General features: G+C 62.7%; 25 protein-coding genes. 15 read left to right on the forward strand and 10 right to left on the reverse strand.

Annotated elements, in window-relative coordinates; translation table 11 throughout:
• Positions 1-230 precede the first annotated feature (230 nt).
• From bchF to ACT53S_RS21075, 15 genes are read left to right on the forward strand one after another with little or no spacing between them, the layout of a single operon-like run.
• Positions 231-776, forward strand: coding sequence for a 2-vinyl bacteriochlorophyllide hydratase (gene bchF / locus ACT53S_RS21005; protein WP_476068428.1), 546 nt, complete (start codon positions 231-233; stop codon positions 774-776).
• Positions 773-2,077: a ferredoxin:protochlorophyllide reductase (ATP-dependent) subunit N gene (locus ACT53S_RS21010; protein WP_476068429.1), complete on the forward strand. Its 1,305-nt coding sequence runs from the start codon at positions 773-775 to the stop codon at positions 2,075-2,077. Before bchF ends, ACT53S_RS21010 begins: the two co-directional genes overlap by 4 nt.
• Positions 2,074-3,636, forward strand: a complete 1,563-nt coding sequence (bchB, locus tag ACT53S_RS21015; RefSeq protein WP_476068430.1) for a ferredoxin:protochlorophyllide reductase (ATP-dependent) subunit B — start codon at positions 2,074-2,076, stop codon at positions 3,634-3,636. Before ACT53S_RS21010 ends, bchB begins: the two co-directional genes overlap by 4 nt.
• Positions 3,608-7,381, forward strand: coding sequence for a magnesium chelatase subunit H (locus tag ACT53S_RS21020; protein WP_476068431.1), 3,774 nt, complete (start codon positions 3,608-3,610; stop codon positions 7,379-7,381). Before bchB ends, ACT53S_RS21020 begins: the two co-directional genes overlap by 29 nt.
• On the forward strand, positions 7,378-8,307 hold the full coding sequence (gene bchL, locus ACT53S_RS21025) for a ferredoxin:protochlorophyllide reductase (ATP-dependent) iron-sulfur ATP-binding protein (protein ID WP_113376840.1): 930 nt from the start codon (positions 7,378-7,380) through the stop codon (positions 8,305-8,307). Before ACT53S_RS21020 ends, bchL begins: the two co-directional genes overlap by 4 nt.
• Before the next feature lie 7 nt (positions 8,308-8,314).
• Positions 8,315-9,031: a magnesium protoporphyrin IX methyltransferase gene (gene bchM / locus ACT53S_RS21030; protein WP_476068432.1), complete on the forward strand. Its 717-nt coding sequence runs from the start codon at positions 8,315-8,317 to the stop codon at positions 9,029-9,031.
• Positions 9,028-10,467 carry a BCD family MFS transporter gene (locus tag ACT53S_RS21035; protein ID WP_476068433.1) on the forward strand — a complete coding sequence of 480 codons (1,440 nt, stop codon included), beginning with the start codon at positions 9,028-9,030 and terminating at the stop codon, positions 10,465-10,467. The genes bchM and ACT53S_RS21035 overlap by 4 nt, the downstream gene beginning before the upstream one ends.
• A gap of 35 nt (positions 10,468-10,502) precedes the next feature.
• A complete protein-coding gene (gene puhA, locus ACT53S_RS21040) occupies positions 10,503-11,282 on the forward strand; it encodes a photosynthetic reaction center subunit H (protein ID WP_476068434.1) in 780 nt (259 codons plus the stop codon).
• On the forward strand, positions 11,279-11,953 hold the full coding sequence (gene puhB / locus ACT53S_RS21045; protein WP_476068435.1) for a photosynthetic complex putative assembly protein PuhB: 675 nt from the start codon (positions 11,279-11,281) through the stop codon (positions 11,951-11,953). The genes puhA and puhB overlap by 4 nt, the downstream gene beginning before the upstream one ends.
• Positions 11,954-11,963: 10 nt before the next feature.
• Positions 11,964-12,458: a photosynthetic complex assembly protein PuhC gene (puhC, locus tag ACT53S_RS21050; RefSeq protein ID WP_476068436.1), complete on the forward strand. Its 495-nt coding sequence runs from the start codon at positions 11,964-11,966 to the stop codon at positions 12,456-12,458.
• The gene (locus ACT53S_RS21055) at positions 12,455-12,760 is read left to right on the forward strand and encodes a hypothetical protein (RefSeq protein WP_476068437.1); all 306 of its coding nucleotides are present in this window, start codon (positions 12,455-12,457) and stop codon (positions 12,758-12,760) included. The genes puhC and ACT53S_RS21055 overlap by 4 nt, the downstream gene beginning before the upstream one ends.
• 56 nt (positions 12,761-12,816) lie before the next feature.
• Entirely contained in the window at positions 12,817-13,866 is a 1,050-nt protein-coding gene (gene acsF, locus ACT53S_RS21060) for a magnesium-protoporphyrin IX monomethyl ester (oxidative) cyclase (protein ID WP_476068477.1), read from the forward strand.
• Positions 13,867-13,876: 10 nt separating this feature from the next.
• Entirely contained in the window at positions 13,877-14,776 is a 900-nt protein-coding gene (gene puhE, locus ACT53S_RS21065) for a putative photosynthetic complex assembly protein PuhE (RefSeq protein ID WP_476068438.1), read from the forward strand.
• The gene (gene hemA, locus ACT53S_RS21070; RefSeq protein WP_476068439.1) at positions 14,776-15,993 is read left to right on the forward strand and encodes a 5-aminolevulinate synthase; all 1,218 of its coding nucleotides are present in this window, start codon (positions 14,776-14,778) and stop codon (positions 15,991-15,993) included. The genes puhE and hemA overlap by 1 nt, the downstream gene beginning before the upstream one ends.
• Positions 15,994-16,048: 55 nt before the next feature.
• The gene (locus tag ACT53S_RS21075; protein WP_476068440.1) at positions 16,049-16,582 is read left to right on the forward strand and encodes an isopentenyl-diphosphate Delta-isomerase; all 534 of its coding nucleotides are present in this window, start codon (positions 16,049-16,051) and stop codon (positions 16,580-16,582) included.
• A gap of 195 nt (positions 16,583-16,777) precedes the next feature.
• On the opposite strand, the gene pufC is transcribed toward ACT53S_RS21075, so the two are convergent.
• The 10 genes from pufC to bchC all read right to left on the reverse strand — a co-directional run bounded on the left by pufC (position 16,778) and on the right by bchC (position 25,696).
• The gene (gene pufC, locus ACT53S_RS21080; RefSeq protein ID WP_476068441.1) at positions 16,778-17,947 is read right to left on the reverse strand and encodes a photosynthetic reaction center cytochrome PufC; all 1,170 of its coding nucleotides are present in this window, start codon (positions 17,945-17,947) and stop codon (positions 16,778-16,780) included.
• Between the two features lie 11 nt (positions 17,948-17,958).
• The gene (gene pufM, locus ACT53S_RS21085; RefSeq protein ID WP_476068442.1) at positions 17,959-18,924 is read right to left on the reverse strand and encodes a photosynthetic reaction center subunit M; all 966 of its coding nucleotides are present in this window, start codon (positions 18,922-18,924) and stop codon (positions 17,959-17,961) included.
• Between the two features lie 13 nt (positions 18,925-18,937).
• Positions 18,938-19,783 carry a photosynthetic reaction center subunit L gene (gene pufL / locus ACT53S_RS21090; protein ID WP_476068443.1) on the reverse strand — a complete coding sequence of 282 codons (846 nt, stop codon included), beginning with the start codon at positions 19,781-19,783 and terminating at the stop codon, positions 18,938-18,940.
• Between the two features lie 102 nt (positions 19,784-19,885).
• Entirely contained in the window at positions 19,886-20,083 is a 198-nt protein-coding gene (pufA, locus tag ACT53S_RS21095; protein WP_142073536.1) for a light-harvesting antenna LH1, alpha subunit, read from the reverse strand.
• A gap of 11 nt (positions 20,084-20,094) precedes the next feature.
• Positions 20,095-20,316, reverse strand: coding sequence for a light-harvesting antenna LH1, beta subunit (pufB, locus tag ACT53S_RS21100; RefSeq protein ID WP_113376826.1), 222 nt, complete (start codon positions 20,314-20,316; stop codon positions 20,095-20,097).
• A gap of 115 nt (positions 20,317-20,431) precedes the next feature.
• Positions 20,432-20,665 (reverse strand): hypothetical protein, encoded by a 234-nt coding sequence (locus ACT53S_RS21105; protein WP_113376825.1) that lies wholly within the window; start codon positions 20,663-20,665, stop codon positions 20,432-20,434.
• 44 nt (positions 20,666-20,709) lie between these two features.
• The gene (gene bchZ, locus ACT53S_RS21110) at positions 20,710-22,161 is read right to left on the reverse strand and encodes a chlorophyllide a reductase subunit Z (RefSeq protein ID WP_476068444.1); all 1,452 of its coding nucleotides are present in this window, start codon (positions 22,159-22,161) and stop codon (positions 20,710-20,712) included.
• Complete coding sequence (gene bchY, locus ACT53S_RS21115; protein WP_476068445.1) at positions 22,155-23,738, reverse strand: chlorophyllide a reductase subunit Y; 1,584 nt, start codon at positions 23,736-23,738, stop codon at positions 22,155-22,157. The genes bchZ and bchY overlap by 7 nt, the downstream gene beginning before the upstream one ends.
• A gap of 15 nt (positions 23,739-23,753) precedes the next feature.
• On the reverse strand, positions 23,754-24,761 hold the full coding sequence (locus ACT53S_RS21120; RefSeq protein WP_476068446.1) for a chlorophyllide a reductase iron protein subunit X: 1,008 nt from the start codon (positions 24,759-24,761) through the stop codon (positions 23,754-23,756).
• On the reverse strand, positions 24,758-25,696 hold the full coding sequence (gene bchC / locus ACT53S_RS21125; RefSeq protein WP_476068447.1) for a chlorophyll synthesis pathway protein BchC: 939 nt from the start codon (positions 25,694-25,696) through the stop codon (positions 24,758-24,760). The genes ACT53S_RS21120 and bchC overlap by 4 nt, the downstream gene beginning before the upstream one ends.
• Positions 25,697-25,723 lie beyond the last annotated feature (27 nt).

A 25,723-nucleotide genomic window follows, 5' to 3' on the forward strand; every position in this document is an offset into this window, starting at 1 on the left:
ACCGTGAACCGATCCATCCATCATCTCGCGCCGTGCCCCCCGTCCGCGAAAACGACCCAATGCGGCGTCGGGCGGAGACATCTTGGTCCGTCGGACGAGCCAGAGGAGAATGAACCGAGATTTCATTTATGTAAATCGAAATATACGTCAATCTAAGTTGACACTTTGATTGTTCGAGGCGTAGTCTTTGCCTTAATCCCGATCAGCCTGGGGAGGGGATGGGAGAAGGGATGACTGCCATGCGCATATCCAAACCATCGGCATCAGGCCGCGCCCTCTACACTGCGGAGGAACGTCGCAGGCGCGACGAGAGTGTGTGGACGCTGGTGCAGGGTATCCTCGCTCCCGTACAATTCCTGGTTTTTCTCGTCAGCCTCGGTCTCATCCTGCGTTTTCTCGCGACCGGTGAAGGCCTCTTCGCCGCGCAGGTCTCGATCGTCATCAAGACGCTGACGCTCTACGCCATCATGATCACCGGCTCGATCTGGGAGAAGGTTGTCTTCGGACGCTATCTGTTCGCCCGCCCGTTCTTCTGGGAAGACGTCTTTTCGATCCTGGTGCTGGCGCTGCACACGGCCTATCTCGTGGCGCTCTTTACCGGCGCGCTTGATGCCGGTTCGTTGATGGCGCTCGCTCTCGCTGCCTATGTCACCTATGTCATCAATGCCGGGCAGTTTCTCTGGAAGCTGCGTCTGGCCCGTCTCGACCAGGCTGCCAGAGCGGGATCGTCCCCGCCGCTTGGTAGTGCTTCCTCGCTTTCGGGGAGCGCGTCATGAACCAGCCGCTCGTCTCCTGCGATACACCATCAGCCACCATCCGCCAGCGTGGCCAGCACGAGGTCTTCTGTGGCCTGACCTCGATCATCTGGCTGCACCGCAAGGTGCAGGATGCCTTCTTCCTCGTGGTTGGGTCGCGCACATGCGCCCACCTTATTCAGTCCGCCGCCGGCGTGATGATCTTCTCCGAGCCGCGTTTTGCCACTGCGATCATGGAGGAGCGCGATCTTGCCGGCATGGTCGACATGCATGACGAGCTCGACCGCGAAGTCGCCCGTCTGCTCGAGCGCCGTCCGGACATCCGCATGCTGGTGCTGGTCGGCTCCTGTCCCTCCGAGGTCATCAAATTCGATCTCAACCGCGCTGCCGAACGGCTCGACCGCAAATATGGCTCCAGGCCACGGGTGCTCTGCTATTCCGGCAGCGGGATCGAAACGACCTTCACGCAGGGCGAAGACAATTTCCTGGCGGCCCTTGTACGCGATCAATCGACCCATGGGGCGAGCGACAAGGTCGCGAAGCTCGTCGTTGCCGGCTCCATCGCCGATGTGGTCGAAGACCAGTTTGCCCGCCTTTTCGACGAGATGGGCCTTGAGGATGTCGTCTTCCTGCCTGGCCGCAGCAGCGAGTGTCTGCCGAAGATCGGTCCGAACACGCGCTTCATCCTGGCCCAACCCTATCTGGGTGCCACGGCTGCAGCACTCGAAAGCTTGGGTGCTACCCGCATCAATGCGCTCTTCCCGCTTGGGGAAGAAGGAACCACAGCCTGGCTGAAGGCGATTGCCGACACGTTCGGCGTTTCTCCGGCCCGGTTTGCCGCCTTGACCGAGGCGCCGCGCCGGCGTGCCCGCGAGGCAACCGCCCATTATCGGCCCATGCTCGAAGGCAAGCGGATCTTCCTGTTCCCCGACAGCCAGTTGGAGCCATCGCTCGCCCGCTATCTCAGCCGCGAGCTGGATGCCGAGATCATCGAAGTCGGCAGCCCCTATCTGCACCGCGAACACGTCGCCGGCGAGCTCGCCATGCTGCCGCCCGGTGTCTCGATTTCGGAAGGTCAGGATGTCGAAATCCAGATCGACCGCTGTCGTGCGGCCAAGCCCGATCTCGTCGTCTGCGGCATGGGTCTTGCCAATCCCTTCGAGGCGGAAGGAATCGTCACCAAGTGGTCTATCGAATTCGCCTTCACGCCGATCCAGGGCTATGAGCAGGCCGGCGATCTCGCCGAACTCTTTGCCCGTCCGCTGACGCGCAAGGCGATGATTGCGGGCGACCGGTCCAGCAGCCGGAGGGTCGCATCATGAAACTCACCATGTGGACCTATGAAGGACCGCCGCATGTGGGTGCCATGCGGATCGCCGCGTCGATGCAGGGCGTGCATTATGTGCTGCATGCACCGCAGGGCGACACCTATGCCGACCTGCTTTTCACCATGATCGAGCGACGCCCTTCACGTCCGCCGGTCACCTACACCACCTTCCAGGCACGTGATCTCGCAGGCTCCACGGCCGATGTGTTCAAGACCGCCTGCCGCGATGCCATCACCCGTTTCCAGCCAGATGCGCTTCTGGTCGGCGCCTCCTGCACAGCCGAACTCCTGCAGGACGATCCGGCGGGTCTGGCGCGGACGCTTGATGTGCGGATCCCCGTTGTGCCTCTGGAACTGCCTTCCTACCAGAAGAAGGAGCACTGGGGTGCAGCCGAGACCTTCTATCGGCTCGTCCGTGGCTTCACCGCCGGGCGCGAACGTTCGGCGCAGGTGGCCCCGAACAGCTGCAACATCCTCGGCCCTTCCGCCCTCGGTTTCCGCAACCGCGACGACGTGACCGAAATTTGCCGGCTGCTTACCGCAAACGGCATTGATGTCCGGGTCGTGGCGCCGCTCGGGGCAACGGTCGACGATCTCGCGCGTTTGCCGGAGGCTGCCTTCAACATCGTGCTCTATCCCGAGATCGGCGAGAACGCTGCACGCTACCTGAAGAAGCAGTTTGGCATGCCTTTCGTCTCGACCGTTCCGATCGGGATTGGTGCGACACGGACCTTTCTTGCGGAAGTGCGCGCGCTGGCAGGCCTTTCGAATGACGAGCCAGTCGGCGAGGCGGAGGATCGCGCCACCTGGTACGCGCGCTCTGTCGACAGCAATTACCTCACCAACAAGCGCGTCTTCGTCTTCGGTGACGCGACCCACGCCATTGCCGCCGCCCGCATCGCTGCCCGGGAACTGGGCTTCAAGGTCTGCGGCCTTGGCACCTATATGCGCGAGTTCGCCCGCGAAGTGCGCGAGGCCGCTGAAGAATTCGGTGTCGAGGCGCTGATCACCGACGACCATCTCGATGTCGAGCAGGCGATCATCGATGCCCGTCCGGAGTTGGTTCTGGGTACGCAGATGGAGCGGCACATTGCCAAGCGGCTGCGCGTTCCCTGCGCCGTCGTTTCGGCGCCCGTCCATGTCCAGGATTTCCCGGCCCGCTATTCGCCGCAGATGGGCTTCGAGGGTGCGAATGTCATCTTCGACAGCTGGGTCCACCCGCTGATGATGGGGCTTGAAGAGCATCTCCTGCAGATGTTCCGGGACGATTTCGAGTTCAACGATCAGGCTCAGGCCTCGCATCTGCATGCCCATGCGCCTTCGGCAAAGCCTGCGGCTGCTGACGATGAGACCGATGGCGAGACGCTTGTCATGGCCGAGGCGCCTGCGGACGACGTCGTCTGGACCCCGGATGCCGAGCGCGAACTGAAGAAGGTGCCCTTCTTCGTGCGCGGCAAGGCCCGCCGCAACACCGAACTTTTCGCCGCCCGCAAGGGTATCCGCCCGATCACCGTGGAGACGCTGTATGACGCGAAAGCCCATTTCGCCCGCTGACAGCACCCCGGTCCGGGTGGTGTTCGTGACGCTTGACAATCACATTGTCGCAGCCGTCGACGATGCGCGGCGCAGCCTCGCCCAGGACCTGCCCGGTCTGACGCTTTCCGTCCATGCCGCGACCGACTGGAACGACAATCCAGCCAGCCTCGAAGCCTGCCGTGCTGCAATCCTTGCCGGCGACATCATCATCGTTTCGATGATCTTCGTCGAAGAGCATGTGCGCGCCATCGCAGACGTGCTCGAAGCCCGGCATCGCGAATGCGACGCCATGGTCTGCTGCATGTCGGCCGGCACGGTCATGAAATACACGACCATGGGTCGTTTCAAGATGAGCGAAGAGCAGAAGGGTCCGCTCGCACTCTTAAAGAAGCTGCGCGGCAAAAGCTCGCGTGGCGGCAAGGATAGCGGCCGCACCGCCGGCGAGCGTCAGCTTGCCATGCTGCGTCGCCTGCCGCAGCTCCTCCGTTTCATCCCCGGCACCGCGCAGGATGTGCGTAACTATTTCCTGACGCTGCAATATCGGATCGCAGCCTCGGACGAAAACATCGCCAACATGGTGCGCCTCTTGGTCGGCAAATATGCCCGGGGGGAGCGCAAGGGGCTTCAGGGCCGGGTGACCGTGGGCGATCCGGTCGAATATCCCGACATGGGTCTCTATCATCCGCGCCTGAAGCCAAGGGTGGCAACGCAGCTTTCGGCCCTGCCGTTCAAGCCCGGCGCCCGTGGGACCATCGGCCTGCTCCTGATGCGGACCTATATCCTTTCCGGCGATACCGGCCATTACGACCGTGTCATCCGCGAGCTGGAAACCCGCGGCTTCAACGTGGTCCCGGTCTTCTGCAGCGGGCTCGACATGCGCGGCGCAATCGAGCGCTACATGATGGGCGGCGCAACGGGCGTGAAGATCGATGCGCTCTGCTCGCTCACCGGTTTCTCGCTTGTCGGCGGCCCGGCCTATAGCGATGCGAGCGCGGCGGCTGCTCTCTTGCAGACGCTCGACGTTCCCTATTTCTCGGCCTTTGTCACCGAATTCCAGACGCGTGAGGCCTGGGCGCAGTCGGGCCAGGGCCTGACGCCGATCGAAACCACGCTGATGGTCGCGATTCCGGAACTCGATGGTGCGATCGGCTCCATGGTCTTCGGCGGACGCTCCGATGGTGCCGCCAAGGCCAAGGCCTGCATCTGCTCGCGCCAGCTCGATGCCTGCCCCTCGGGCCGCGCCTGCATGCAGCCGGACGAGGAGCGCGTGACACTGCTTGCCGACCGTCTGGCGGCGATGGTTGACCTGCGGCGGGCAGCCCGCGCCGAACGCCGCCTTGCGGTCACGATCTTCAACTTCCCGCCGAACAGTGGCAGCATCGGCACTGCCGCCTTCCTTTCGGTTTTCGAAAGCCTGTTCGAGACGATGACGCGGCTGAAAGCCGAGGGTTACGATGTCGACGTGCCCGCGGATGCCGAGGCGCTCAGGCTGGCGATCCTCGAAGGCAATGCCGCGCTGTATGGTGCCGAGGCCAATGTGCATACGGTGGTTTCGGTCGATGATCACGTGCGTGGCGAGCGGCACCTCGCCGACATCGAAGCCCAGTGGGGACCGGCGCCTGGCCGAGTGCTGAGCAATGGCCGTGGCCTCTTTGTTCTTGGTCGCCAGTTCGGCAAGCTGCTCGTCGCGATCCAGCCGCCCTTCGGCTATGAGGGCGATCCGATGCGGCTATTGTTCGAGGGCGGCTTTGCCCCGAACCACGCCTTTGCGACCTTCTACCGTTATCTGCGCGAAACCTGGAAAGCCGATGCCGTCCTGCATTTCGGCACCCATGGCGCGCTCGAATTCATGCCCGGCAAGCAGGTCGGCCTGTCGGCAAGCTGCTGGCCGGATCGTCTTCTCGGCGCTCTGCCGAATTTCTATCTCTATGCGGCCAACAATCCGTCCGAGGGATCGATTGCCAAGCGCCGCTCGGCTGCGACGCTGATCTCCTATCTCACGCCGCCGATCACCCATGCCGGGCTCTACAAGGGCCTGAGCGAACTGAAGGCGAGCCTCGACCGCTACCGGCAGGCAGCACCTGATGCGCTTGTCGAGCGTGAACGCTTGTTCGAACTGATCCAGGTGCAGGCGGCGCAGCTTGAGCTGGGTCGCGACAGTCTGGCCCAAACCCAGGCCGAGGTCATCCAGTCGCTCGTGGCTGAAATGACCGAGCTTGAATATGCGCTGATCCCGGATGGTCTGCATGTTGCCGGTCGTGGCATGGGACGCGACGAGCGGCTCGACATGCTGGAGCATGTCGGCGCCGGCATGCCCGCCGTTGTCAGCCATGCCGATCGGCAGTCACTGGTTCTTGCGATTGCCGATGGCGATGATCTCGCCGTCGCGCAGGCGGAAAAGGCGGGTTCGCCGGACCTGAAGGAGAGCATCGCCCGCCTGAAGGCGATGAACAGCGAGCTCATCACCAATCGCGAACTCGATGGCCTCCTGCTGGCGCTCGATGCGCGCTACGTGCCGCCGTCGCCGTCGGGTGACCTGCTGCGCACACCCGAACTTCTGCCGACCGGCCGTAACATTCACGGTTTCGATCCCTTCGGTATCCCGAGCGCCTTTGCCGTTCAGGATGGTGAGCGTCAGGCCGCACGGGTGCTGGAACGCTACATGCAGGCTGATGGTCGCCTGCCGGAAACGGTCGCCGTCGTGCTCTGGGGCACGGACAATCTGAAGACCGGCGGGGCGCCGCTTGCCCAGGCCATGGCGCTGATGGGTGCAAGGCCAAGGCTTGATGCCTATAACCGCGTCTGCGGTGCCGTGCTGATCCCGCTCGAGGAGCTGAAGCGTCCGCGTATCGATGCGGTCATGACACTGTCGGGTATCTTCCGCGATCTTCTGCCGATCCAGGCGAGCATGCTGGCGGAAGCCAGTTATCTGGCCGCGACGGCGGACGAGCCGGTCGAAATGAACTTCATCCGTAAGCATGCGCTTTCCTATTGCGAGAGCCATGGCTGCGATCTCGAGGCTGCCGCCTATCGGGTCTTCTCCAATGCCGACGGAGCCTATGGCGCGAACGTCAACATGCTGATCTCGTCCTCTGCCTGGGACGATGACGAGGAGATTGCCCAGACCTACAGCAATCGCAAGAGTTTCGCGATCAATCACAAGGGCAAGACGAGCCATCAGGCCGATGTGCTCGACAGTATGCTCGAACACGTCGACATGGCCTATCAGAATCTCGATTCGGTCGAGATCGGCATCACCACGATCGAGCATTATTTCGACACGCTGGGTGGGCTGACCAAGGCGGTCTCGAAAGCCAAGGGCGGCGCGACGCTGCCGGTCTTCATTTCCGACCAGACGCAGGGCAAGGGACGTGTACGCACGCTGGGCGAACAGGTGGCGCTCGAAACCCGCACCCGCACGCTGAACCCGAAATGGTTCGAAGGCATGCTGAAGCATGGCTATGAGGGCGTGCGCCATATCGAGGCGCAGGTCACCAACACGCTCGGCTGGTCGGCAACGACTGGCGGCGTTGACCCTTGGGTCTATCAGCAGATCACTGAAACCTTCGTGCTCGATGACGCCATGCGCCAGCGGCTCGCGACGCTCAATCCTGCCGCCACCGCACGGGTCGCCAACCGGCTGATCGAGGCGCATGAGCGCAATTACTGGCAGCCGGATGCAGAAACGCTCGCCGCGCTGAAAGCGGCCGGTGAAGAATTGGAAGACCGTCTCGAGGGGCTGGTCAGGGAGGCTGCCCAATGAACATCTACACCCATGGCAAGATCGCAGAACGCGAGGCGCGCATCGCCGAGAAGCTCCGGGAGAGGGCCGATGGCGAGGGCAGCGTGCAGGTTCATCTCGACCCGACCATGGAAATCGACGGTGCCAAGGTCTTCGCCATCTATGGCAAGGGCGGGATCGGCAAATCGACGACCTCGTCCAACCTGTCGGTCGCCTTCTCCATGCTCGGCAAGCGCGTGCTGCAGATCGGCTGCGACCCCAAGCACGATTCGACCTTTACGCTGACGAAAAGCCTGATCCCGACTGTCATCGATGTCTTGGAAAAGGTCGATTTTCATTCCGAGGAACTTCGCCCGGAAGACTATATGGTCGAGGGCTATAACGGCGTTCAGTGCATCGAGGCGGGTGGTCCGCCGGCGGGTACAGGCTGCGGCGGTTATGTCGTCGGCCAGACGGTGAAGCTGCTCAAGGAGCACCACCTGCTCGACGACACCGATGTGGTGATCTTCGACGTACTCGGCGACGTGGTCTGCGGTGGCTTTGCCTCGCCGCTGCAACATGCCGAGCGTGCGGTCATCGTCGCTGCGAATGACTTCGATTCCATCTTCGCGATGAACCGGATCGTTGCCGCCATCAAGGCGAAGTCGAAGAACTACGACGTCAGGCTTGGCGGCGTGATCGCCAACCGTTCGCGCGAGACAGACCAGATCGACCGCTACAATGAGGCGATCGGCCTCAAGCGCCTCGCCCATGTGCCCGACAGTGACCATGTGCGGCTCAGCCGGTTGAAGAAGAGCACGCTGTTCGAAATGGGTGACAGGCCGGAGATTTTGGGCATCCAGAAGGAATACATGCAGCTTGCCGAGCGGCTCTGGGCGGGCACGCCGGCGCTCGAAGCCGAACCGATGAAGGACCGGGAAATCTTTGAATTTCTCGGCTTCGAGTGAGGTTGCCATGAGCCAGGCCGACTACATCAGACGCACCGGGGAAATCGAACATTACTTCGATCGCACCGCGCTCGATGCCTGGAAGCGTCTGACCGGCGATCAGCCGGTGAGCGGCATCCGCGCCACGGTCCGTAAGGGTCGTGAAGAAATGCGCGGCACGCTAGCGTCGTGGCTGCCGCAGGACCTCACCGGCTGGCGCATTCTCGATGCGGGCTGCGGCTCGGGCGTTCTCTCCTTCGAGCTCATCGCACGCGGTGCAGACGTCGTCGGCATCGATCTCTCGGCGCAGATGATCGCCCATGCCCGCCAGCGAGCGCATGACCTCGAAGCCTCGCATGGTCGTTTCAAGGGGTCTGTCACCTTCCACAGTGGCGACATGCTCGATCCGCGCCATGGTCGTTTCGATGCAGTGGTCGCGATGGACGTGCTGATCCATTACCGCCGGGCAGACGCCGTTCGCGTGCTCCACACCCTGGCCGAGCGTACCTCGCGCCAGATGATCTTTACGCTGGCGCCTGGATCGCGCCTGCTGCGGGCCATGCTGGCCGCCGGCAAGGTTTTCCCGCGCGGCAATCGCGCACCGGCGATCTATCCGGTCGATCCTGCGAGACTCGTGGGAGAGATGGTCAATCATCCGGAGTTCGCAGACTGGCAGGTCGGTCGCAGCCACAAGGTTGCCGTCGGTTTCTACACATCGCAGGCCATGGAGGTGATCCGGTCATGACGATCGCTGCCGCCAACGCCAAGATGATCGCGTTCTGGCAAAGGGTCGGAACGCGCTTCATGCCGTTTGCGGATGCAGCAACGGCCGAGATGCCCTTGTCCCGCCTGCTGCGACTCTCGCTGTTTCAGGTCTCTGCCGGTTGCGTGCTCGTTCTCCTGACCGGGACCCTGAACCGCGTGCTGATCGTTGAACTCGGGGTTTCTGTTGCCCTGGTGTCTGCAGTCGTTGCCATTCCGGTTCTAGCCGCCCCTCTGCGTCTTCTCTTCGGTTTCCGGTCGGATACTTACAAGTCCGTGCTCGGCTGGCGGCGCGTGCCCTATGTCTGGCTCGGAAGCCTGCTGCAGTTCGGCGGCCTTGCCATCATGCCCTTTGCCCTGCTTCTCCTGCAGTCGCAGACCGTCGGCCCCGAATGGGCGGGGGCAGCGGGGGCAAGCCTCGCCTTCATCCTCACCGGCTTCGGCATGCATATGTCGCAGACGGCGGGTCTTGCTCTCGCCAGCGATCTGGTGCCTGAGGAGAAACGTCCGCGGGTCGTGGCGCTTCTCTATTTCATGCTGCTGACGGGCATGATCGGCGCTTCCAGCTTCTACAGCCTTTTCCTGGTCGATTTCTCGCCGAAGCTCCTGATCCAGGTCATCCAGGGAACGGCGCTCCTGACCATCGTGATCAATGTCATCGCGATCTGGAAGCAGGAGCCGCGCGACGTCCGCCGTACGGCTGTCGACCGGGACCTTTCGAGCTTCTTCGATGCGCTTGACGATTACCGCAGTGCCCCCGGCGTGATGCGGTTGTTGCTTGCCGTTGCCATCGGTTCTGCCGCCTTTTCAATGCAGGACATCCTGCTTGAGCCCTATGGCGGCGAGATCCTGGGTCTGTCGGTCGGTGAGACCACGCGCCTGACCGGGCTTTGGGCCTTCGGAACCATGATGGGTTTTGCCTGGGCGGCCCATAGCCTGCAACATGGTGCGCAGATGTACCGGGTTGCCGCGCGCGGCCTCTTGATCGGGATCTCAGCCTTCTCCGCCGTCATCTTTGCCTCGCCGCTTGGCGTCAATGGGCTCTTCCATCTCGGCGCCTTCGGCATCGGTCTCGGTGGCGGGCTCTTTGCCGTCGGGACGATGCTGGCTGCGATGGGCATTGCCGAGCGCTCCGACAGTGGCCTCGTCGTCGGGGCCTGGGGTGCCGTGCAGGCGACCGCCATCGGGGCGGCCATGCTGGCGGGCGGCGTGATCAAGAACACGATCAATGCGCTGGCGCTGAACGGCTCGCTGGGTGAGGCCATGATGACGCCCGCTGCAGGCTATCTCGTTGTCTACAGCTTTGAAATCATTCTCCTCTTCTTGTGCTTGGCAGTCTTGGGTCCGCTGACCGGCCGGCGCTACCAGAGGGATTACTTGCAGGACATGCGTTTTGGATTGGCGGAGCTGCCCGGCTGAAGCCGGCGGAAACGCTCTACACTGGAGGGTCTGATATGACCGGGTCGCTGGTTGGAAATATCGATGTCGCACAGGTGGTGCTTTATGCGTTCTGGATCTTCTTCGCAGGTCTGATCTGGTATCTGCGCCAGGAAGATCGTCGTGAGGGTTATCCGCTCGAAGAGGATGTCACAGGTCGCTACAACAAGAGCCCCTGGCTCTTCGTGCCGCCGAAGAAGACCTTCGTGCTGCCACATGGTCTGGGGATCAAGCAGGTCCCGGATCTGAAGCGCGACACCCGGACCTTCTCCAGTCGCCGCATTGCCCCGGCCCCCGGCTATCCGTCGGAGCCGGTCGGCAATTCGCTGCTCGCTGGCATCGGCCCCGGTTCCTGGGCGGAGCGTTCCGACAAGCCTGACGTGACCGCCCATGGGGATGCCCGCATCGTGCCGCTGCGTGTCGCCGAAGGCTTTGGGATCGCCGAAGGTGCCATGGATCCGCGCGGTCTGGCCGTTCTCGGCTGCGACAAGCAGGTGGCGGGTATGGTCAAGGATGTCTGGGTCGACCGTGCGGAACACCTGATCCGCTACTACGAGGTCGAGCTTGCTGGCGGCGCACGCTCCGTGCTGCTGCCGAACAATTTCGTCGTCTTCCAGACAGGGCGCGGGAATGTCCGGCATCTCTATGTGCATGCCGTCACTGCCGCCCAGTTTGCCGATGTCCCGGCAACGGCCCGTCCCGAATTCGTGACCCTGCTCGAGGAAGACAAGATCGCCGCCTATTTCGGCGCCGGTCTCCTTTATGCGGATCGCCTGCGTCAGGAGCCGCTGCTGTGAGCCAGTTCGTCATCAGAGAACATGAAATTGAGCCACTGCCGGGGCTTCCCGGCGTGCCGCCGGCTGGCGAGGTTATCCTCTGGCAGGGGCGGCCGTCTTCGGCTCTCGTTGCTCGCCATCTTCTGAAGATCCGCTGGATCGTCGGCTATTTTCTGATCCTGGCGAGCTGGGCTGTCGTGGCCGGGCTGAATGACGGGCAGTCGGCAGGCGGCATCCTTTTCTCGGTTGCCGTGCTCACGGCTCTTGCCGGTGTGCTCATCGGCATGATCGAGCTGTTTGCCTGGGCGGTCGAGAAGACCACGCTCTACACGATCACCACGGAGCGCGTCGTGATGCGCTTCGGCGTCGCGATCTCGATGACGCTCAACCTTCCATTCCGCCAGATCGACAGCGTTTCGTTGGCGAAGATTGGCGAAAAGGCCGGGGTCATCGCAATTGCGCTTCTGCCGGGTCAACGTCTGTCGTGGCTCATCCAGTGGCCGCATGTGCGGGGCTTCCGCTTCTCGAAGCCCGAGCCGAGCCTGATCTTCCTGGCCGATGCGGAGAAGGCTGCCAAGGTCCTGTCAGCTGCGGTCGGTCAGTATCGCGGTGCGCGTGCCGAACAGCCGCGGATCATCCTGCAGGAAACGACAGGAAGCGCCATGCCGCCTTCCGTCGTCGCCGCGGAATAGGGAGAGCGTCATGGGAACGGCCTCGCATCTCGGCTATTGGGCGGACCGCAAGGGCAAGACCCCGAACCGGGTGCCGCGCGGCCTGTTCTTCGGCCTGATCGGCCTGCTCGCCTTTACGGCAGGGGCGATCGTCTTCGGCCAGACGACGGGGCTCGGTCTCGTCAAGCAGCAGCTCGGTGCGCCGGTCGCCATCCGTGACCTGATGATTACACGCATCACCTCGGACTTTGTCGTCGTAACCGACGTTGCGACGCGCCGGGAGATCGCAAGCTACGGACCCCAGGCCGGCGGCTTCGTTCGCGGATCGCTGCGGGCGTTCGAACGCATGCGGCAGGTGGCCAAGGTGCCGTTTGAGACGCCTTACCGCCTGATCAAATGGGAGGCCGGTGCCGTCAGCCTGTCGGATATCGGTACCGGTGAACGGATCTATCTGGATGCTTTTGGCCCCGACAACGTGGCCGCATTCGAAGCCCTTCTGGGCTCACAGGGAGGAGAAAGCCAATGAACCCGGTCTTTGCCTTGATGCGACGGAAGGAGACGGTCGATTGTACCGTCGAGATCAACAATACCTTCGAGGCGCTGGGCGCGCACTTAAGGTTCGACAATGGCGTGGTGGTGCATCCCGGTGACGAGGTGCTCGTGCACGGCGCACCTGTCCAGATCCCCTATGGCTCCAGCCAGAACTTCCGCCGTAAGGCGACGATCACCCGAGCGGGTGCAGTGGAACGGGCCTGGATCCGGGCCACCGGCGATCTCGACATGATGGAATTGTGCGAATTCAGCTTCACCGAGAGGGCATTGTCATGAACAATCACGTTTCGCCTGCTGATCTTTCCGATCACGAGCCGACCGTCGAGGAGCGCATGGCCGGGGTCAACGACACGACCCGCAGCGCGCTCGTCTCCACCATGCTGACACCGCGCTTCTACACCACCGATTTCGACGAGATGGACAAGATCAATGTCGAGCCGGTTCGGGCCGAATGGGATGTCCTGATCGCGCAGATGAAGAGCGATCCGAACCGCGGCCACTTCAAGCGCAACGAAGACTGGGACGATATCGACATCGATGCCCTGCCGGACGATCTGCGCGAGGAGTTCATCGACTTCCTCGTCTCGTCGCTGACCTCCGAATTCTCGGGCTGTGTGCTCTACAAGGAGATGAAGCGGCGCGGCAAGAACCAGGAGATCTGCGAGCTTTTCGGCTATATGAGCCGGGACGAATCCCGCCATGCCGGTTTCATCAACGACGCGCTGAAGGAATTCGGCATCGGCGTGAACATGGGCTTCCTGGCCAAGGCGAAGAAGTACACCTTCTTCAAGCCGAAGTTCATCTATTACGCCACCTATCTCTCCGAGAAGATCGGCTATGCCCGCTACATCACCATCTATCGCCACCTCGAAAAGCATCCCGAGCAGCGCTTCCATCCGATCTTCAAGTGGTTCCGTGAATGGTGCAATGACGAGTTCTCCCACGGCGAGGCTTTCTCGCTGATCATCCGCTCCGACAAGCGGCTGATGGAGGGGCTGAACAAGTACTGGATCAAGTTCTTCCTGCTCGCCGTCTTCGCCACCATGTATGTGCGCGATCACATGCGGCCGGCTTTCCACAAGGGGCTCGGCGTCGATATCGACGATTACGACATGAAGGTCTTCCGGCTGACGAGCGAAATCTCGCGCCAGTGCTTTCCGCTTGTGCTCGATCTCGACAATCCGGCCCTGCATGAAGGCTTCCGCCGGATGGAGCGGATCAACCGCAAGGTCATGGCAGCCGACGCGAAGGGCGGCCTCACGGGCAAGATCGCCAAGGGCTTCTGGTCTGCTGCTGCTGCCGTCAATTTTGTCAGGATGTATGCAATCCCGACGAAGTCGAACACCATCCCCGCCACATCGCGCCTGCAACCGGTCTGGTGAGGAGATCGCCATGACCCTGACCCACCCGCTCGCCGTCGTTCTCGTCGCCATCTCGGTATGGTGGCTTTCGACCGGGCTGGTGCTGGCCATGGTCAACCGGTCCGATGGACCGCAGGGCAGGGGGCTCATATTGATGGCGCTGATGACGCTTGTCGGTGCCTTCGGCGTCATCCTGATGCTCTGGGGCGCGCAGGAACCGACAGTGCTCGGTTCCTATGTCGGCTTCTTCGGCGCACTGCTCGTCTGGGCCTGGCATGAGGCCGCGTTCCTGACAGGCATACTGACAGGGCGTCGGACGGGCGAGTGCCCTCCGGGGCTAACCGGCTTTCGCCGTTTCCGGGCCGCCTGGGAGGCCGTCAGCGATCACGAGATCGCCATTCTGGTGACCGCGATCGCGCTATGGCTTGCGCTCGACGGATCCGCCAATCTCTTTGGGCTTGCCGCCTTCGGGCTTCTCTGGGGCATGCGGATTTCCGCCAAGCTGGTGATCTTTCTCGGTGCACCGCATGCCGTCAGTGAGTTGATGCCGAAGGGCATCCGGCATCTGAAGAGCTATTTCAAGACCGATCGGATGACGCCGCTGTTTCCGATCTTCCTGGCGATCGCAGCCGGCCTCTTTGCCGTCCTGGTGGTCGGGGCCAGCAGGGCAACCCAGGCCCATTCGGTCGTCGGCCACACGCTGCTTGCCACCTTCATGGCGCTCGCCATCGTCGAACATCTCGTTCTCGTTCTTCCCGTTTCCGACACGGCGCTGTGGCGCTGGGCCATGGCGCGGCAGGACCGGGGCAATCTTGCCATTCGCCCTGCGGCGGATGGCGTCTCCGCACTCAAGGAAAGTGGGCCGGTGTCCGGGCCGCACTCTTCCTGGACAACACTTGGACAAGACACGATCGGGAAGAGGAAAGACTGATGGATGTTTTCCAGCACATGGAAGAGGCGCTCGCCGGCCTGCACACTGCCGGCAATTACCGCGTTTTCGCGGACCTGGAGCGTCACTGCTCGGCCTTTCCGAAAGCCGCGTTTCACAATGCCGATGGAACAGTGCGTGATGTCACCGTCTGGTGCTCGAACGACTATCTCGGCATGGGGCAGAACCCTCTCGTCACCGATCGGATGATCGAGGTCGTGCGCAAGTGCGGCGCCGGTGCCGGTGGTACGCGCAACATTTCCGGCACGAACCACTACCACGTCTTGCTCGAGCGCGAGCTCGCCGATCTGCATGGCAAGGAAGGGGCGCTGATCTTCACCTCCGGCTATGTGTCGAACTGGGCGGCCCTCGGGACGCTGCTTGCCAAGATCCCGGGGATCATCTGCTATTCGGACTCGCTCAACCATGCCTCGATGATCGAAGGCATCCGGCATTCGCGCTGCATCAAGCGGCAGTTCCGCCACAACGACTACAAGCATCTGCGCGAGCTGATGGCGGCGGACGATCCGGCAGCGCCGAAGCTCGTTGCCTTCGAAAGCGTCTATTCGATGGATGGTGACATCTCGCCGATCAAAGAGATCTGCGATGTTGCCGACCAGTTCGGCGCGCTGACCTATCTCGACGAGGTTCATGCCGTTGGCATGTACGGTCCGCGCGGTGGCGGTGTTGCCGAGCGCGAAGGCCTCATGGACCGGCTGACCGTCATCGAGGGTACGCTCGGCAAGGCCTTCGGGGTCATGGGTGGCTACATCACCGGCCCGGCCGTTCTGGTCGACTTCGTGCGCTCCTTTGCCTCCGGCTTCATCTTCACCACGGCGATCCCGCCGGCGCTCGCGGCAGGAGCCACTGCGTCGATCCGCCATCTTAAAGAGAGTCCGTTCGAGCGCCATATGCATCAGGCAACGGTGGCCAAGGTCCGGCGCGCGCTCGATGTGCGTGGGATCCCGCATATGCAGAACCCGAGCCACATCGTGCCGGTCATGGTTGGCAATGCGGCGAAGTGCAAATGGATCTCGGACGTGTTGCTCGAAGATTTCGGCATCTATGTGCAGCCGATCAACTATCCGACGGTTGCCGTCGGCAAGGAACGGCTCAGGATCACGCCGACGCCGCTGCATACGGACGCCGATATCGAGCATCTCGCAGAGGCGCTCTGTTCGCTCTGGTCGAAGTGTGCGCTGGCCAGGGCGGTTGCCTAAGCCGAGCAAAGGCCGTATCGGCAGGCCGCAAGGAACTCGTTTGGACACTGACAGGATGACGGACAGCATTTACATCCCGGCGATTGCCGGTGACGGATCGCTTTATCCGATCGAAAAGATGCAGGCGCATCTCGACGGGCAGCTTCACCTTGCCGTTTCGGTCTTCGTTTTTGACGGTGACCTGCTGCTGATCCAGAAGCGCGCATCGACCAAATATCACTGCGCCGGTCTCTGGGCCAATACCTGCTGTACGCATCCGCACTGGGACGAAACGGTCGAGGACTGTGCCGAGCGTCGCCTCACCGAGGAGCTCGGCTTCACCCTGCCGCTCACTCGCCATCAGACCGTCGAATACGCGGCCGATGTCGGCGAAGGTCTAAAGGAGCACGAACGCGTGACCCTGTTCAGCGCCCAGGTGGATAGTCGCACCTTGCAAGTCCTGCCCGTCGCGGGCGAGGTCGAGGCTGTTCGCTGGATCGCGCCTCGCGATCTGATGCGGGAGGTGCGCGAGCGCCCGCAGGACTTCACGCCGTGGTTCCGCATCTATCTGCAGCGCTTCCCGGGCCTGAGCTTCGCTGAAGCGGCCTGACTTCGCGCTCTCTTATCCCAACCGTCTTCGAACGTCCGGTCGATCTCTTTGGGTCCGCCGGACTTTTGTTTGTCCGGCATTCTTCGATCGCGCATCCCAGATTTCGGGGCATCCGCAACTATTCGACGGCGTTAGGCCAAAAAGAAGGGGAGCCCTAGAGCTCCCCTTCCCATTGCGGCCTGCCTTGGGAGGCCGTCAGTCGTTGGCGGTCTGACCTGCCTCCGGCAGAACGACGGCTGCGGTCTCGGAGGTCGGCTTGGTCTGCAGCGCGCTGCTCTGGCCGGCGGGAGCCATGCGTTGCGTGGTGCCAGGCTGGTAGGTCGTGTAGTCCGGCACTGCGGTTGGACCCTTCTTCGTCAGAGAGTCAACGTAGTCCTGCAGCATCGAGACGCCGTAGAGCGGCTTCTGGACGCCGGCATGGCAGGTGCCGCAACCGACCTTGAACACGTCACCTGCCGGTCCCTTGCGGGTGGCCGGGAAGACCGGCGTCAACCCGGCGATATAGTTGGCGTTGATGTCGCGTACCATGCGGATACCATGCCAGGCGGTCACGCGCTGTGGCGGGCTTTCGTCCCAGGCATTGAAGGCGCGTGTATTGTGGCACGTGGTGCAGTTCACGCCGAGCGATTCCGACATGTGCATCATCAGAGACCATGTGGCTTCGGTCTCCTTGGTGCCGTTCAGGTTTGTCCCTGTCGGTAGCGCGGTCGTTGAGTGGACGCGAATTTGCTTGGCGTCGAGCAGGTAGTCCTTCAACACATTCTGCGGCAGCGAGGAGTTGCCACCGAACTTGGCGACGACGTTCTGACCCTGACGGTTCTGCGTCATACCACCGGCCGGCTTCGGCTCGAGATCCTCGTACCAGTAGTTGGCGGGGATCGCCTGGCCGCGGTGACAGGTGTAGCAGGTGGCGCCGACCTGGCCCACATGGGCGCTCCAGTCGACATTGATCGCCTGCGTCATCTGGATCATACGGCGGGCAACGACCTTCTGATATATTTCGTCCGATGCGAGATTTTCCGGGTTGTGGCAGTAGTTGCAACCGGCCTCCGGCGCGATCCACTCGGTGATCGAAGCCATGAACTGGTTGAACTGATCGTCCGAGAGATCGCCGAGAACCTGAACGTTCTCGTAGAGATCCTTGGCCTTATCACCGGCCGGGTCGGCCTGCCAAGGCGCTGGCGGCACGGCGTTTGCCGCCTTCAGCACTTCCTGCTTTTCGACATCGCGGTGGATGTACATGCCCGTGCCGCGATAGCCGATCTGCGTGGTCTCGACTGGTGGCGCGTCCCAGCCGGCGCCAACGAAACTTGCGATCGTCAGCAGGGAGCCGGCGGATACGGCGAAGGGAATCCAGAGTTTCATCGTCCTTCTCCTTAAAGCGCCGGGTCGACGACACCGGGATAGCCCGGCAGCGGGGAGACGATCCCGTGATTGATGCCCCAGAGGTACCAGTTGTCGACGACGGTGCCCGTGAGCAGGATGCCGATGCCGCCGGTGATGGGCGTGAGGATTGCGAACCACCAGGCCCAGCGGTGGACGGATTCCATGGTGGCGTTGAAGCCCATGGTCCAGCGCCAGAAGAGGGCCGCGCGTTCAGAGGCTGTGCCGCGATCGGTGATCTGTTCCAGCTCGCGCTCGCCGCCATATTTGCCGACGGCGAGGATCGTCGCGCCGTGCATCGCAAAAAGTAGGACCGAGCCATAAAGGAAGACGATCGAGAGGCAGTGGAACGGATTGTAGTAGAGATTGCCGTAGCGGATCGAGAAGGCGGCCGTCCAGTCGAGATGCGGGAAGATGCCGAAGGGAACGGCTTCCGCGAAATTGCCCATCAAGAGCGGGCGGATGAAGCCCAGCACCAGGAAGAGCCAGATCGCAGCGGCGAAGGCCCAGGCGACATGGGTGCCCATTTCGAGCTGGCGGGCCCGGCGATAGACGCGCACCCACCACAGAAGGATCGACGTCGTCAGGAAGAAGCCGGCGATCTGCCACCAGCCACCTTCGGCGAGCGGTGGTAGGACCTTCAGCCCATATTTCGCCGGCGGCGGCTCAAGCCCCAGCCAGAAGAGCTGGCGGACGAACTGGATCGGATCCCATCCCACGGAGGACAGCATGTTGAGGCCGATGATCTCGAAGGCGATGAATCCGAAGACCAGCGAGAGCGTGCCGAGATAGCCGAGGTAGATCGGGCCGATCTGGGCGTTGCCGATCATCCCAAACAGGCGGACGAGAAACGGCTTCCCGGCGCGCGGGCTGTCGCCTGCGGGTAGCGGCATGCCTTCTTCCAGCGGACCGCTGACCTGTATGGGCGTGATGATGTTTTGATACTGCGCTAAGAACATGGTCCGGTCCCCCTCAGTTCCAGATCGGCAGCTGAAGCCACCAGTTCCACCATTGCGGCCAGCCCTGATTCCAGAACGGCCCGCTGATGACGATGCAGACGGCGCTCCAGAAGCCCGCGTTCAGCGCCAGGATCAGGCCGAGGCGGTGGATGCCCAGCGTGCCGATCGAGTAACCGATGATGTCGCGGAAGAAGGTGTCTTCATATTCCGGTGTCTTCACCTCGGCCTGTTTGCCGGCTTCGGTGATCGACGGGCCCGGATTGGCGGCCGAAAGGATGAGGCCACCATGCATGGACAGCGCAAGGGTCGTGGTGAAGAAGAAGGTCACCGCGATCATATGCGCGGGATTGTAGTGGAAGTGCAGGTATTGGTAGCCGACGTTCGACACCCAATCGAGGTGGCTGAAGATGCCGTAGGGAAAGCCATGACCCCAGGCGCCAAGCAGCAACGGACGGAAGACGACGAGCGTCGCATAGGCGAAGATCGCGAAGGAAAAGGCGAAGGGCACGTGGTAGCCCATGCCGAGCTTGCGGCAGATTTCCACTTCGCGCAGGGCCCAGGAAATGAAGGCGCCGAGCGCGCAGACGGTCACGATCTGCCAGAGGCCGCCTTCCTTCAGCGGTGCGAGTGCCAGACCGTAGGAAAGATCGGGTGGAGCAATCGAAATGCGCCAGATGTTCCAGGTCGGACCAATGGCCGCGCCGTAGATCAGCAGGGCCGTTCCGAGGATCGCGAAGAAGGCCGTGGTGACGCCGAAGAAGCCCACATAGAAGGGGCCCACCCAGAAATCGAAGAGATCGCCTCCGAGCAGCGTCCCGCCTCGTACGCGATATTTGCGTTCAAAACTCAGCAGCGCCATGTTCGTTTCCTCCAGAGGTAATCAGCCAGGCGGCGATGTCGGGTCGTGCAGGATTGGCGGCGGGCGAAACCTTGTGGGCTGCGCCCGCTGCCGGTTTTGGGTTCAGCCGATCAGCCTGAGATCCACACCTTCAGAGAGGGAATGCTCGATGGAACTGGTCGTGAGGGGCTTGCCCTCCAGCCAGTTGAAGCGTTCCGTGCTCAGCAGGATGAAGTGGATCAGGATGGCGAGGGTGAAAAGGAACACAGACAGTGCGACCAGCGCCTTGCGCGGATCGAACATAAGCCAGATTCTCCACATATCACGCCTCCTCAGGCCAACATCGGCAGAAGCGTGAGAGCCGTCTGGTGAATGCTCTCGAGAGAGCTATAACCTTCCGGCCCCGGGATCCAGGGACGCCACATCCAGACCAAGATATGCGCGACGATGGCAATCGCCGTGAATATCATGAAGCCTTGGATGAAGAATCCATGGACCTCGCGCGCTTCGCTTTCGGTCAGACCCGAAAGTGAAACATTTGATGTCTCAGCCATCAAATTCACCTCCTAGTCTCGAACACCGCGGCGCCCCCGCGGCGGGGTTTCGGAAGGTCGTTTGACGGACCTGCCGGGTTCTGCCGGTGTCGAGAACACCGGCAAAGGGATCGGGCTACGCGTGGAAGGCGTAGCCGGCAGCTGCATAGGCCGCGGAGCGGGCCTCGGCGAAAACGGATTGTGCCGGTCGCTCGCCGGTATCCTCGGCATGGCCTGCAAGCCGGGACGTCACCGCGGCGAACAGGCACAGCGGATAAAGGAGCAGGTAGAGACGCCGCATGTTCTGGCGCTCGGACTGGCGGTCGCGGGTTCGACGCATGTCCTGATCGGATCGGGTTGCAGTGATCATGGCTTCACCTCCAATGGTCCCTCGAAAGGGTCTCGTTCCGGCACTCATGCGAAGGCTCCCTCGAGACGGGCGGCCTTCTCCACATGCTGACGGGTGACTTCGTGCTCATCAGTCCGACGCGCTTCGCGTTCCGCCGCTTCCCTGAGCCGCTTGGCGGCGGAGATGCGGACGAGCACGGGCTCGTTGCCGATGAATGTTTCAAGCGAGGCCTGGGCATCGGACTGCCAGGCCATTTCGCTGCGGGGACGGGCGGTCGTCACCTCGATCGCGTCGAGTTCGCCGGCACGCGGCAGGATGTCGAACAGCATATCGAAAAGCGCGTTGCAGACTTCCTGAATCAGCCAGGCCGCGCCCGAATAGCCCATGACCGGCGTGCCGGGGTGGCGGCGGACGATGGCGCCGGGATAGGAGAGCTGCACGAACTTGCCGCGCGCACCGCGTTCGGCCATGTACATGCGCTCGTTGAACGAGCCGAACATGATCATCGGCGGCTTCTTGGCGGTGAGTTCAGCAACCTCGATATTGTCCGTCTTCGAGCCAGCCTTGCGCGGGATCGCGAAGTTGCAGGGCAGTCCCATTTCTTCCTCGAGGAAGTTGCGGATGCCGCGCACATAGGTCTCGTTGGCGACGATCGCGAAGCTTGCGGTCGCAAAGAAGTCCTGGGTGACCGAGCGCCAGAGATCCCAAAGCGGTTTCAGCGTTGTGTGCTTTTCCTTCAGGATGAAGGGCTCCGGATCGAGACCCAGCATGCCGCCCAGTTCACGCAGGAAGGCGGTCGTCGAATGAATGCCGATCGGCGCCTGCAGATAGGGGCGGTCCAGCGCCTCGCAGAGCAGACGGCCGAATTCGCGGTAGAGGCAGATATTGGCATCGGCATCGGCAAGCTTGCGCACGTCTTCGAGATGACTGCCGAGCGGGAAGACCATGTTGATCTCGGCGCCCAGTCCTTCGACGAGACGACGGATTTCGGCGAGATCCGAGGGCATGTTGTAGGTGCCGTAGATCGGGCCGATGATGTTGACGCGCGGCTTGGCGCCCTCCGGACGACGGCGCGGTGCCGGCACCTTGCCGCCCTTCGGACCGAATTCGGTCCAGAGCCATTTCAGCGCGCGGTCAGCGCTCTGCCACTGGTCTTCATCGATCGTGCGCGGCAGGAAGCGGACGATGTTGGAACCCTCAGGGGTCACGCCACCGCCGATCATTTCGGCGATCGAGCCGGTGACAACGACGGCGGGCAGGTCCGGATCGAGCGCGAGACGGGCCCGCTTCATGGCGCCTTCGGTGCCGTGCTGGCCCAGTTCGTCTTCCGACAGACCGGAGACGACGATCGGCAGCTCGTGCGGGGGCAGGGCGTCCGTGTAATGGAGGACGGAAGTGACGGGCAGGTTTTCGCAGCCCACCGGGCCGTCGATGATCACCTGCAGGCCCTTGATCGCGGTAAAGGCATAAACGCTGCCCCAGTAACCGCCGGCTCTATCGTGGTCGAGGATCAGCATCCGACGCTCTCCCCATTGTCGACGGCGTTGCGGGACTGCTTGACCTTGGCCGCGAACTTCTTGCGATAGGCGGTGCGGTCTTCCGGTAGGGTTTCCCAGATGCCGGCACCATCGCCAGAGCCAACACCTTCGAAGAAGGCGTTCATGGCGAGGAAGCGGTCCTTGTTGCCGATCGCGGCGTTGATCACGGCTGGCAGCGAGGCGACACCCGCCGGACCCATCAGTGGACGGGCAGAAATCAGATTGGTGAAGTAGAGAGCGGGTGTGGCGCTCTCCTTCGCCTTCTGCACGACGGGAGTCGTGCCGATGGCGAGATCCGGCTTGAATTCCTGGAAGGCGGCGAGGTCCTGCTCCAGCGAGGCCCGGAAGCGCAGCTCCACGCCATGGGCTGCCAGCCAGTCGGCATCCTCGCTGTTGTAAGGCGTCTTCGGACAGGCCGTCCCGACATAACGCAGGTCTGCGCCAAGTTCGACCAGAAGGCGTGCAACGAGGAGTTCGGAGCCCTCATAGCCCGAGAGCGTGATGCGACCCTTGATCTTGTGATCGGCGAGGGCCGCCTTAATCGCGCCGCGCATGGCGTTGCGGCTGATATTGGTCTTCGCCTCTGGAACGTTGCAGCTGTCGCCGATCGCCTTCAACCAGGCATCCGTTCCGTCGACACCGACGGGAGCGGATCCGACGATCGGCCGCCCGGCCGCCTGAAATTCGCGGATGCTGGCGGTGTAAAACGGATGGATCGCGGCCACAGCGGCGCAGTCGAGCGCAGAATAGAGCTCGCGCCATTCTCGGACGGGAACGGTCGGGCCAGCGGCCAGGCCCATCGGCTCCAGCATGCCGCCGATGACGACCGGATCGACGGGGAACATCTCGCCGAGCAGCGTGACCGTCGGCCTGTCTTTCAACCCACCGCGCGGGCGCTGCACCGGGCCTTCGCCGATTTCTTGGCGAGCATAGGCGAGCATGGCGCCCGAAAGCACATCCTTGGCTTCCGCGTGGGTCGGGACCCCAAAGCCTGGGACGTCAATGCCAACGATGCGCACACCGTCGATCTCGCGCGGCAACATCCTGAGCGGCACGCCAGAGGCGGTGGGGACGCAAAGGTTCGTGACGACAACGGCGTCGAATTTCTCCGGATCCGCCATCTGATGCACGGCCTCGACAATGTCCTCGTAGAGCTTGCCGGTGACCAAGGTCTCCGAGCTGAAGGGCACATAACCGACCGAGCGTTTGGCGCCGTAGAAATGCGAGGTGAAGGTCAGGCCGTAGACGCAGCAGGCCGAGCCCGAGAGGATCGTGCCGACACGGCGCATGCGAAGGCCAACGCGGAGCGAGCCGAAGGCCGGGCACATGGATTGCGGCTGATCGTGTGGACCCTTCGGGTAGTCGGCCTCGAAGCGATCCATCAATTCGCCCTGACCGGCGGCGCGCGCCGCAGCCTTGGAGAGTTCGAGGCCGCCATGGCAGCCGATGCCGGACGGTTCTGCGGCCACGCCGTCTGCAAGGACGGCGGTGTCGCTGCCAAGGGGAGAGGTCCCGCTGGCGTCGTCCGGCTCGAATTCCTTGCGCAGGTCATCCATTGTCTTCACCCGATCTCACACGTTGTCGTAGACGACTTCCAGCGATGGCCGTTTCAGCGCACCCGAGGCGCACATGTCTTCCGGCAAGGCTGGCTGGAGTTTGTAATCGGCACCTGTTTCGCTCGCGTCGAAGAGGCCAAGCAGGCCATCTTGGTCGAGCGGTCGGGGGAGGACCGGGGGAGCTTCGGCAAGATTGATGGAGAGCGCTTCGAACAACGGTCCCCACTGCGAGTCATGGGTGCCGATGATCTGGTAATTCGCGCTCTTGCGGCGGATGTCGTCGTCCTGCGGGATCGAGGCCAGAACAGGGATGCCGACGGCCTCGGCAAAGGCCTGGGCTTCGCCTGTGCCATCATCCTTGTTGATGACCAGACCCGCGACGCCGACATTGCCGCCGAGGTTGCGGAAGTATTTCACCGCAGAGCAGACATTGTTGGCGACGTAGAGTGACTGCAGGTCGTTCGACCCGACGACGACGACCTTCTGGCACATGTCGCGGGCAATCGGCAGGCCGAAGCCGCCGCAGACGACGTCGCCGAGGAAGTCCAGCAGGACATAGTCGAAATCCCAGTCATGGAAGCCGAGCTTCTCGAGGGTTTCGAAGCCGTGGATGATGCCGCGCCCGCCGCAACCGCGGCCGACTTCCGGTCCGCCGAGCTCCATGGCGAAGACGCCGTCACGCTTGAAGCAGACGTCGGAAATCGACACTTCCTGGCCGGCTTCCTTGCGGCGCGAGGCAGTCTGGATGATGGTCGGGCAGGCGCGGCCGCCGAAGAGCAACGAGGTCGTATCGCTCTTCGGATCGCAGCCGATGAGAAGCACCTTCTTGCCGAGCTGGGCCAGCATGTAGGAGAGGTTGGCGAGCGTGAAGCTCTTGCCGATGCCGCCCTTACCGTAGATCGCGATGATCTGAGTTTCCTTGGTGACCTTGCCCGCGGCCGGCGCATCGGGTTCTATGCCGGCTTCTTCGCGGAGGTTTTCCTGCAGGCGCTCCAGTCCGTCCTGTGCCAGGTCGAGGCTCATGCGGCATTCCTCCAGTCGATGATCATTTTCAGGCAGTCGGGGTCGTTGAACGCCGTCCGGTATGCGAAAGCCGCATCGGACGGCTCAGAATGGTGCGTGATCAGGCCACCGAGGGAGAGGCGTCCTGCCTCGACAAGGGTGAGGACCGCCTGAACATCGGCGGGTGTGAACTCGGCGGCGATGATGATCGACGCTTCCTTCATGAAGGCGGCTGGAAAAGCGAAATCGACACGCTCGCCATAGAAGCCGGCCAGAACGAGATCACCGCGGCGGTTGAGCCGTCCGATTGCCTTGTCGATGACCGTGGCATCGCCGCTGGCGTCGATGATGACGTCGTGGCGCAGGTCGCGCTCAGCGTCGGGAGATCCGACTACATAGTCCTTCGCGCCGATGCGGCGTGCATCACGGGTTTCCCAGACGATCGGTGGCGGATTGCCGGTGGCGAGAATGATGCGGGCGATCAGGCGTCCGAGGACACCGTGGCCGATGACGAGGGATGCAGCGCGGGCCGAGCGACAGACCGCGTGATGGGCGGTTGCGGCCAGAGCCAGCAGGGCTCCATCTTCCATCTGTTCAAAATGGGTCTGCACCGTGCGGGCGCCGGGTACGACGAGCAGCGAAGCGCTGGCACCGAACAATCCGGCAGCATCCGTGTAGCAGTTTGCACCGGGGACGAAGACCTGGTCGCCGATTGAGCGACCTGACGCAGGGCCGGCTTCGACCACCACACCCACCGTCTCGTAGCCCGGGACGAGCGGATAACGCATGCCCGGGAAGGCCGGCATGGTGCCTTCGTAAAGCATCTTCTCTGTTCCGCTGGATACGCCGCTGAAGCGCGACTCGACCACCACGTCCGATGCCTCGGGCGTATTCAGCGCCAAATGCCTGACGGCGAGCGTTCCTGGTTTTTCGAAGACGATGGCTGCACTGCGCATTGTCGTGCCCTCCCCGGACACGGGATG

Source organism: Allorhizobium sp. DMC15, assembly GCF_056314065.1.

What these genes read in the sequence shown, in the direction of transcription:
- bchF (WP_476068428.1), top strand. Translation starts at nt 231, where the DNA reads ATGACTGCCATGCGCATATCCAAACCATCGGCATCAGGCCGCGCCCTC.
- ACT53S_RS21010 (WP_476068429.1), top strand. Translation starts at nt 773, where the DNA reads ATGAACCAGCCGCTCGTCTCCTGCGATACACCATCAGCCACCATCCGC.
- bchB (WP_476068430.1), top strand. Translation starts at nt 2,074, where the DNA reads ATGAAACTCACCATGTGGACCTATGAAGGACCGCCGCATGTGGGTGCC.
- ACT53S_RS21020 (WP_476068431.1), top strand. Translation starts at nt 3,608, where the DNA reads ATGACGCGAAAGCCCATTTCGCCCGCTGACAGCACCCCGGTCCGGGTG.
- bchL (WP_113376840.1), top strand. Translation starts at nt 7,378, where the DNA reads ATGAACATCTACACCCATGGCAAGATCGCAGAACGCGAGGCGCGCATC.
- bchM (WP_476068432.1), top strand. Translation starts at nt 8,315, where the DNA reads ATGAGCCAGGCCGACTACATCAGACGCACCGGGGAAATCGAACATTAC.
- ACT53S_RS21035 (WP_476068433.1), top strand. Translation starts at nt 9,028, where the DNA reads ATGACGATCGCTGCCGCCAACGCCAAGATGATCGCGTTCTGGCAAAGG.
- puhA (WP_476068434.1), top strand. Translation starts at nt 10,503, where the DNA reads ATGACCGGGTCGCTGGTTGGAAATATCGATGTCGCACAGGTGGTGCTT.
- puhC (WP_476068436.1), top strand. Translation starts at nt 11,964, where the DNA reads ATGGGAACGGCCTCGCATCTCGGCTATTGGGCGGACCGCAAGGGCAAG.
- ACT53S_RS21055 (WP_476068437.1), top strand. Translation starts at nt 12,455, where the DNA reads ATGAACCCGGTCTTTGCCTTGATGCGACGGAAGGAGACGGTCGATTGT.
- acsF (WP_476068477.1), top strand. Translation starts at nt 12,817, where the DNA reads ATGGCCGGGGTCAACGACACGACCCGCAGCGCGCTCGTCTCCACCATG.
- puhE (WP_476068438.1), top strand. Translation starts at nt 13,877, where the DNA reads ATGACCCTGACCCACCCGCTCGCCGTCGTTCTCGTCGCCATCTCGGTA.
- hemA (WP_476068439.1), top strand. Translation starts at nt 14,776, where the DNA reads ATGGATGTTTTCCAGCACATGGAAGAGGCGCTCGCCGGCCTGCACACT.
- ACT53S_RS21075 (WP_476068440.1), top strand. Translation starts at nt 16,049, where the DNA reads ATGACGGACAGCATTTACATCCCGGCGATTGCCGGTGACGGATCGCTT.
- pufC (WP_476068441.1), bottom strand. Translation starts at nt 17,947, where the DNA reads ATGAAACTCTGGATTCCCTTCGCCGTATCCGCCGGCTCCCTGCTGACG.
- pufM (WP_476068442.1), bottom strand. Translation starts at nt 18,924, where the DNA reads ATGTTCTTAGCGCAGTATCAAAACATCATCACGCCCATACAGGTCAGC.
- pufL (WP_476068443.1), bottom strand. Translation starts at nt 19,783, where the DNA reads ATGGCGCTGCTGAGTTTTGAACGCAAATATCGCGTACGAGGCGGGACG.
- pufA (WP_142073536.1), bottom strand. Translation starts at nt 20,083, where the DNA reads ATGTGGAGAATCTGGCTTATGTTCGATCCGCGCAAGGCGCTGGTCGCA.
- pufB (WP_113376826.1), bottom strand. Translation starts at nt 20,316, where the DNA reads ATGGCTGAGACATCAAATGTTTCACTTTCGGGTCTGACCGAAAGCGAA.
- ACT53S_RS21105 (WP_113376825.1), bottom strand. Translation starts at nt 20,665, where the DNA reads ATGATCACTGCAACCCGATCCGATCAGGACATGCGTCGAACCCGCGAC.
- bchZ (WP_476068444.1), bottom strand. Translation starts at nt 22,161, where the DNA reads ATGCTGATCCTCGACCACGATAGAGCCGGCGGTTACTGGGGCAGCGTT.
- bchY (WP_476068445.1), bottom strand. Translation starts at nt 23,738, where the DNA reads ATGGATGACCTGCGCAAGGAATTCGAGCCGGACGACGCCAGCGGGACC.
- ACT53S_RS21120 (WP_476068446.1), bottom strand. Translation starts at nt 24,761, where the DNA reads ATGAGCCTCGACCTGGCACAGGACGGACTGGAGCGCCTGCAGGAAAAC.
- bchC (WP_476068447.1), bottom strand. Translation starts at nt 25,696, where the DNA reads ATGCGCAGTGCAGCCATCGTCTTCGAAAAACCAGGAACGCTCGCCGTC.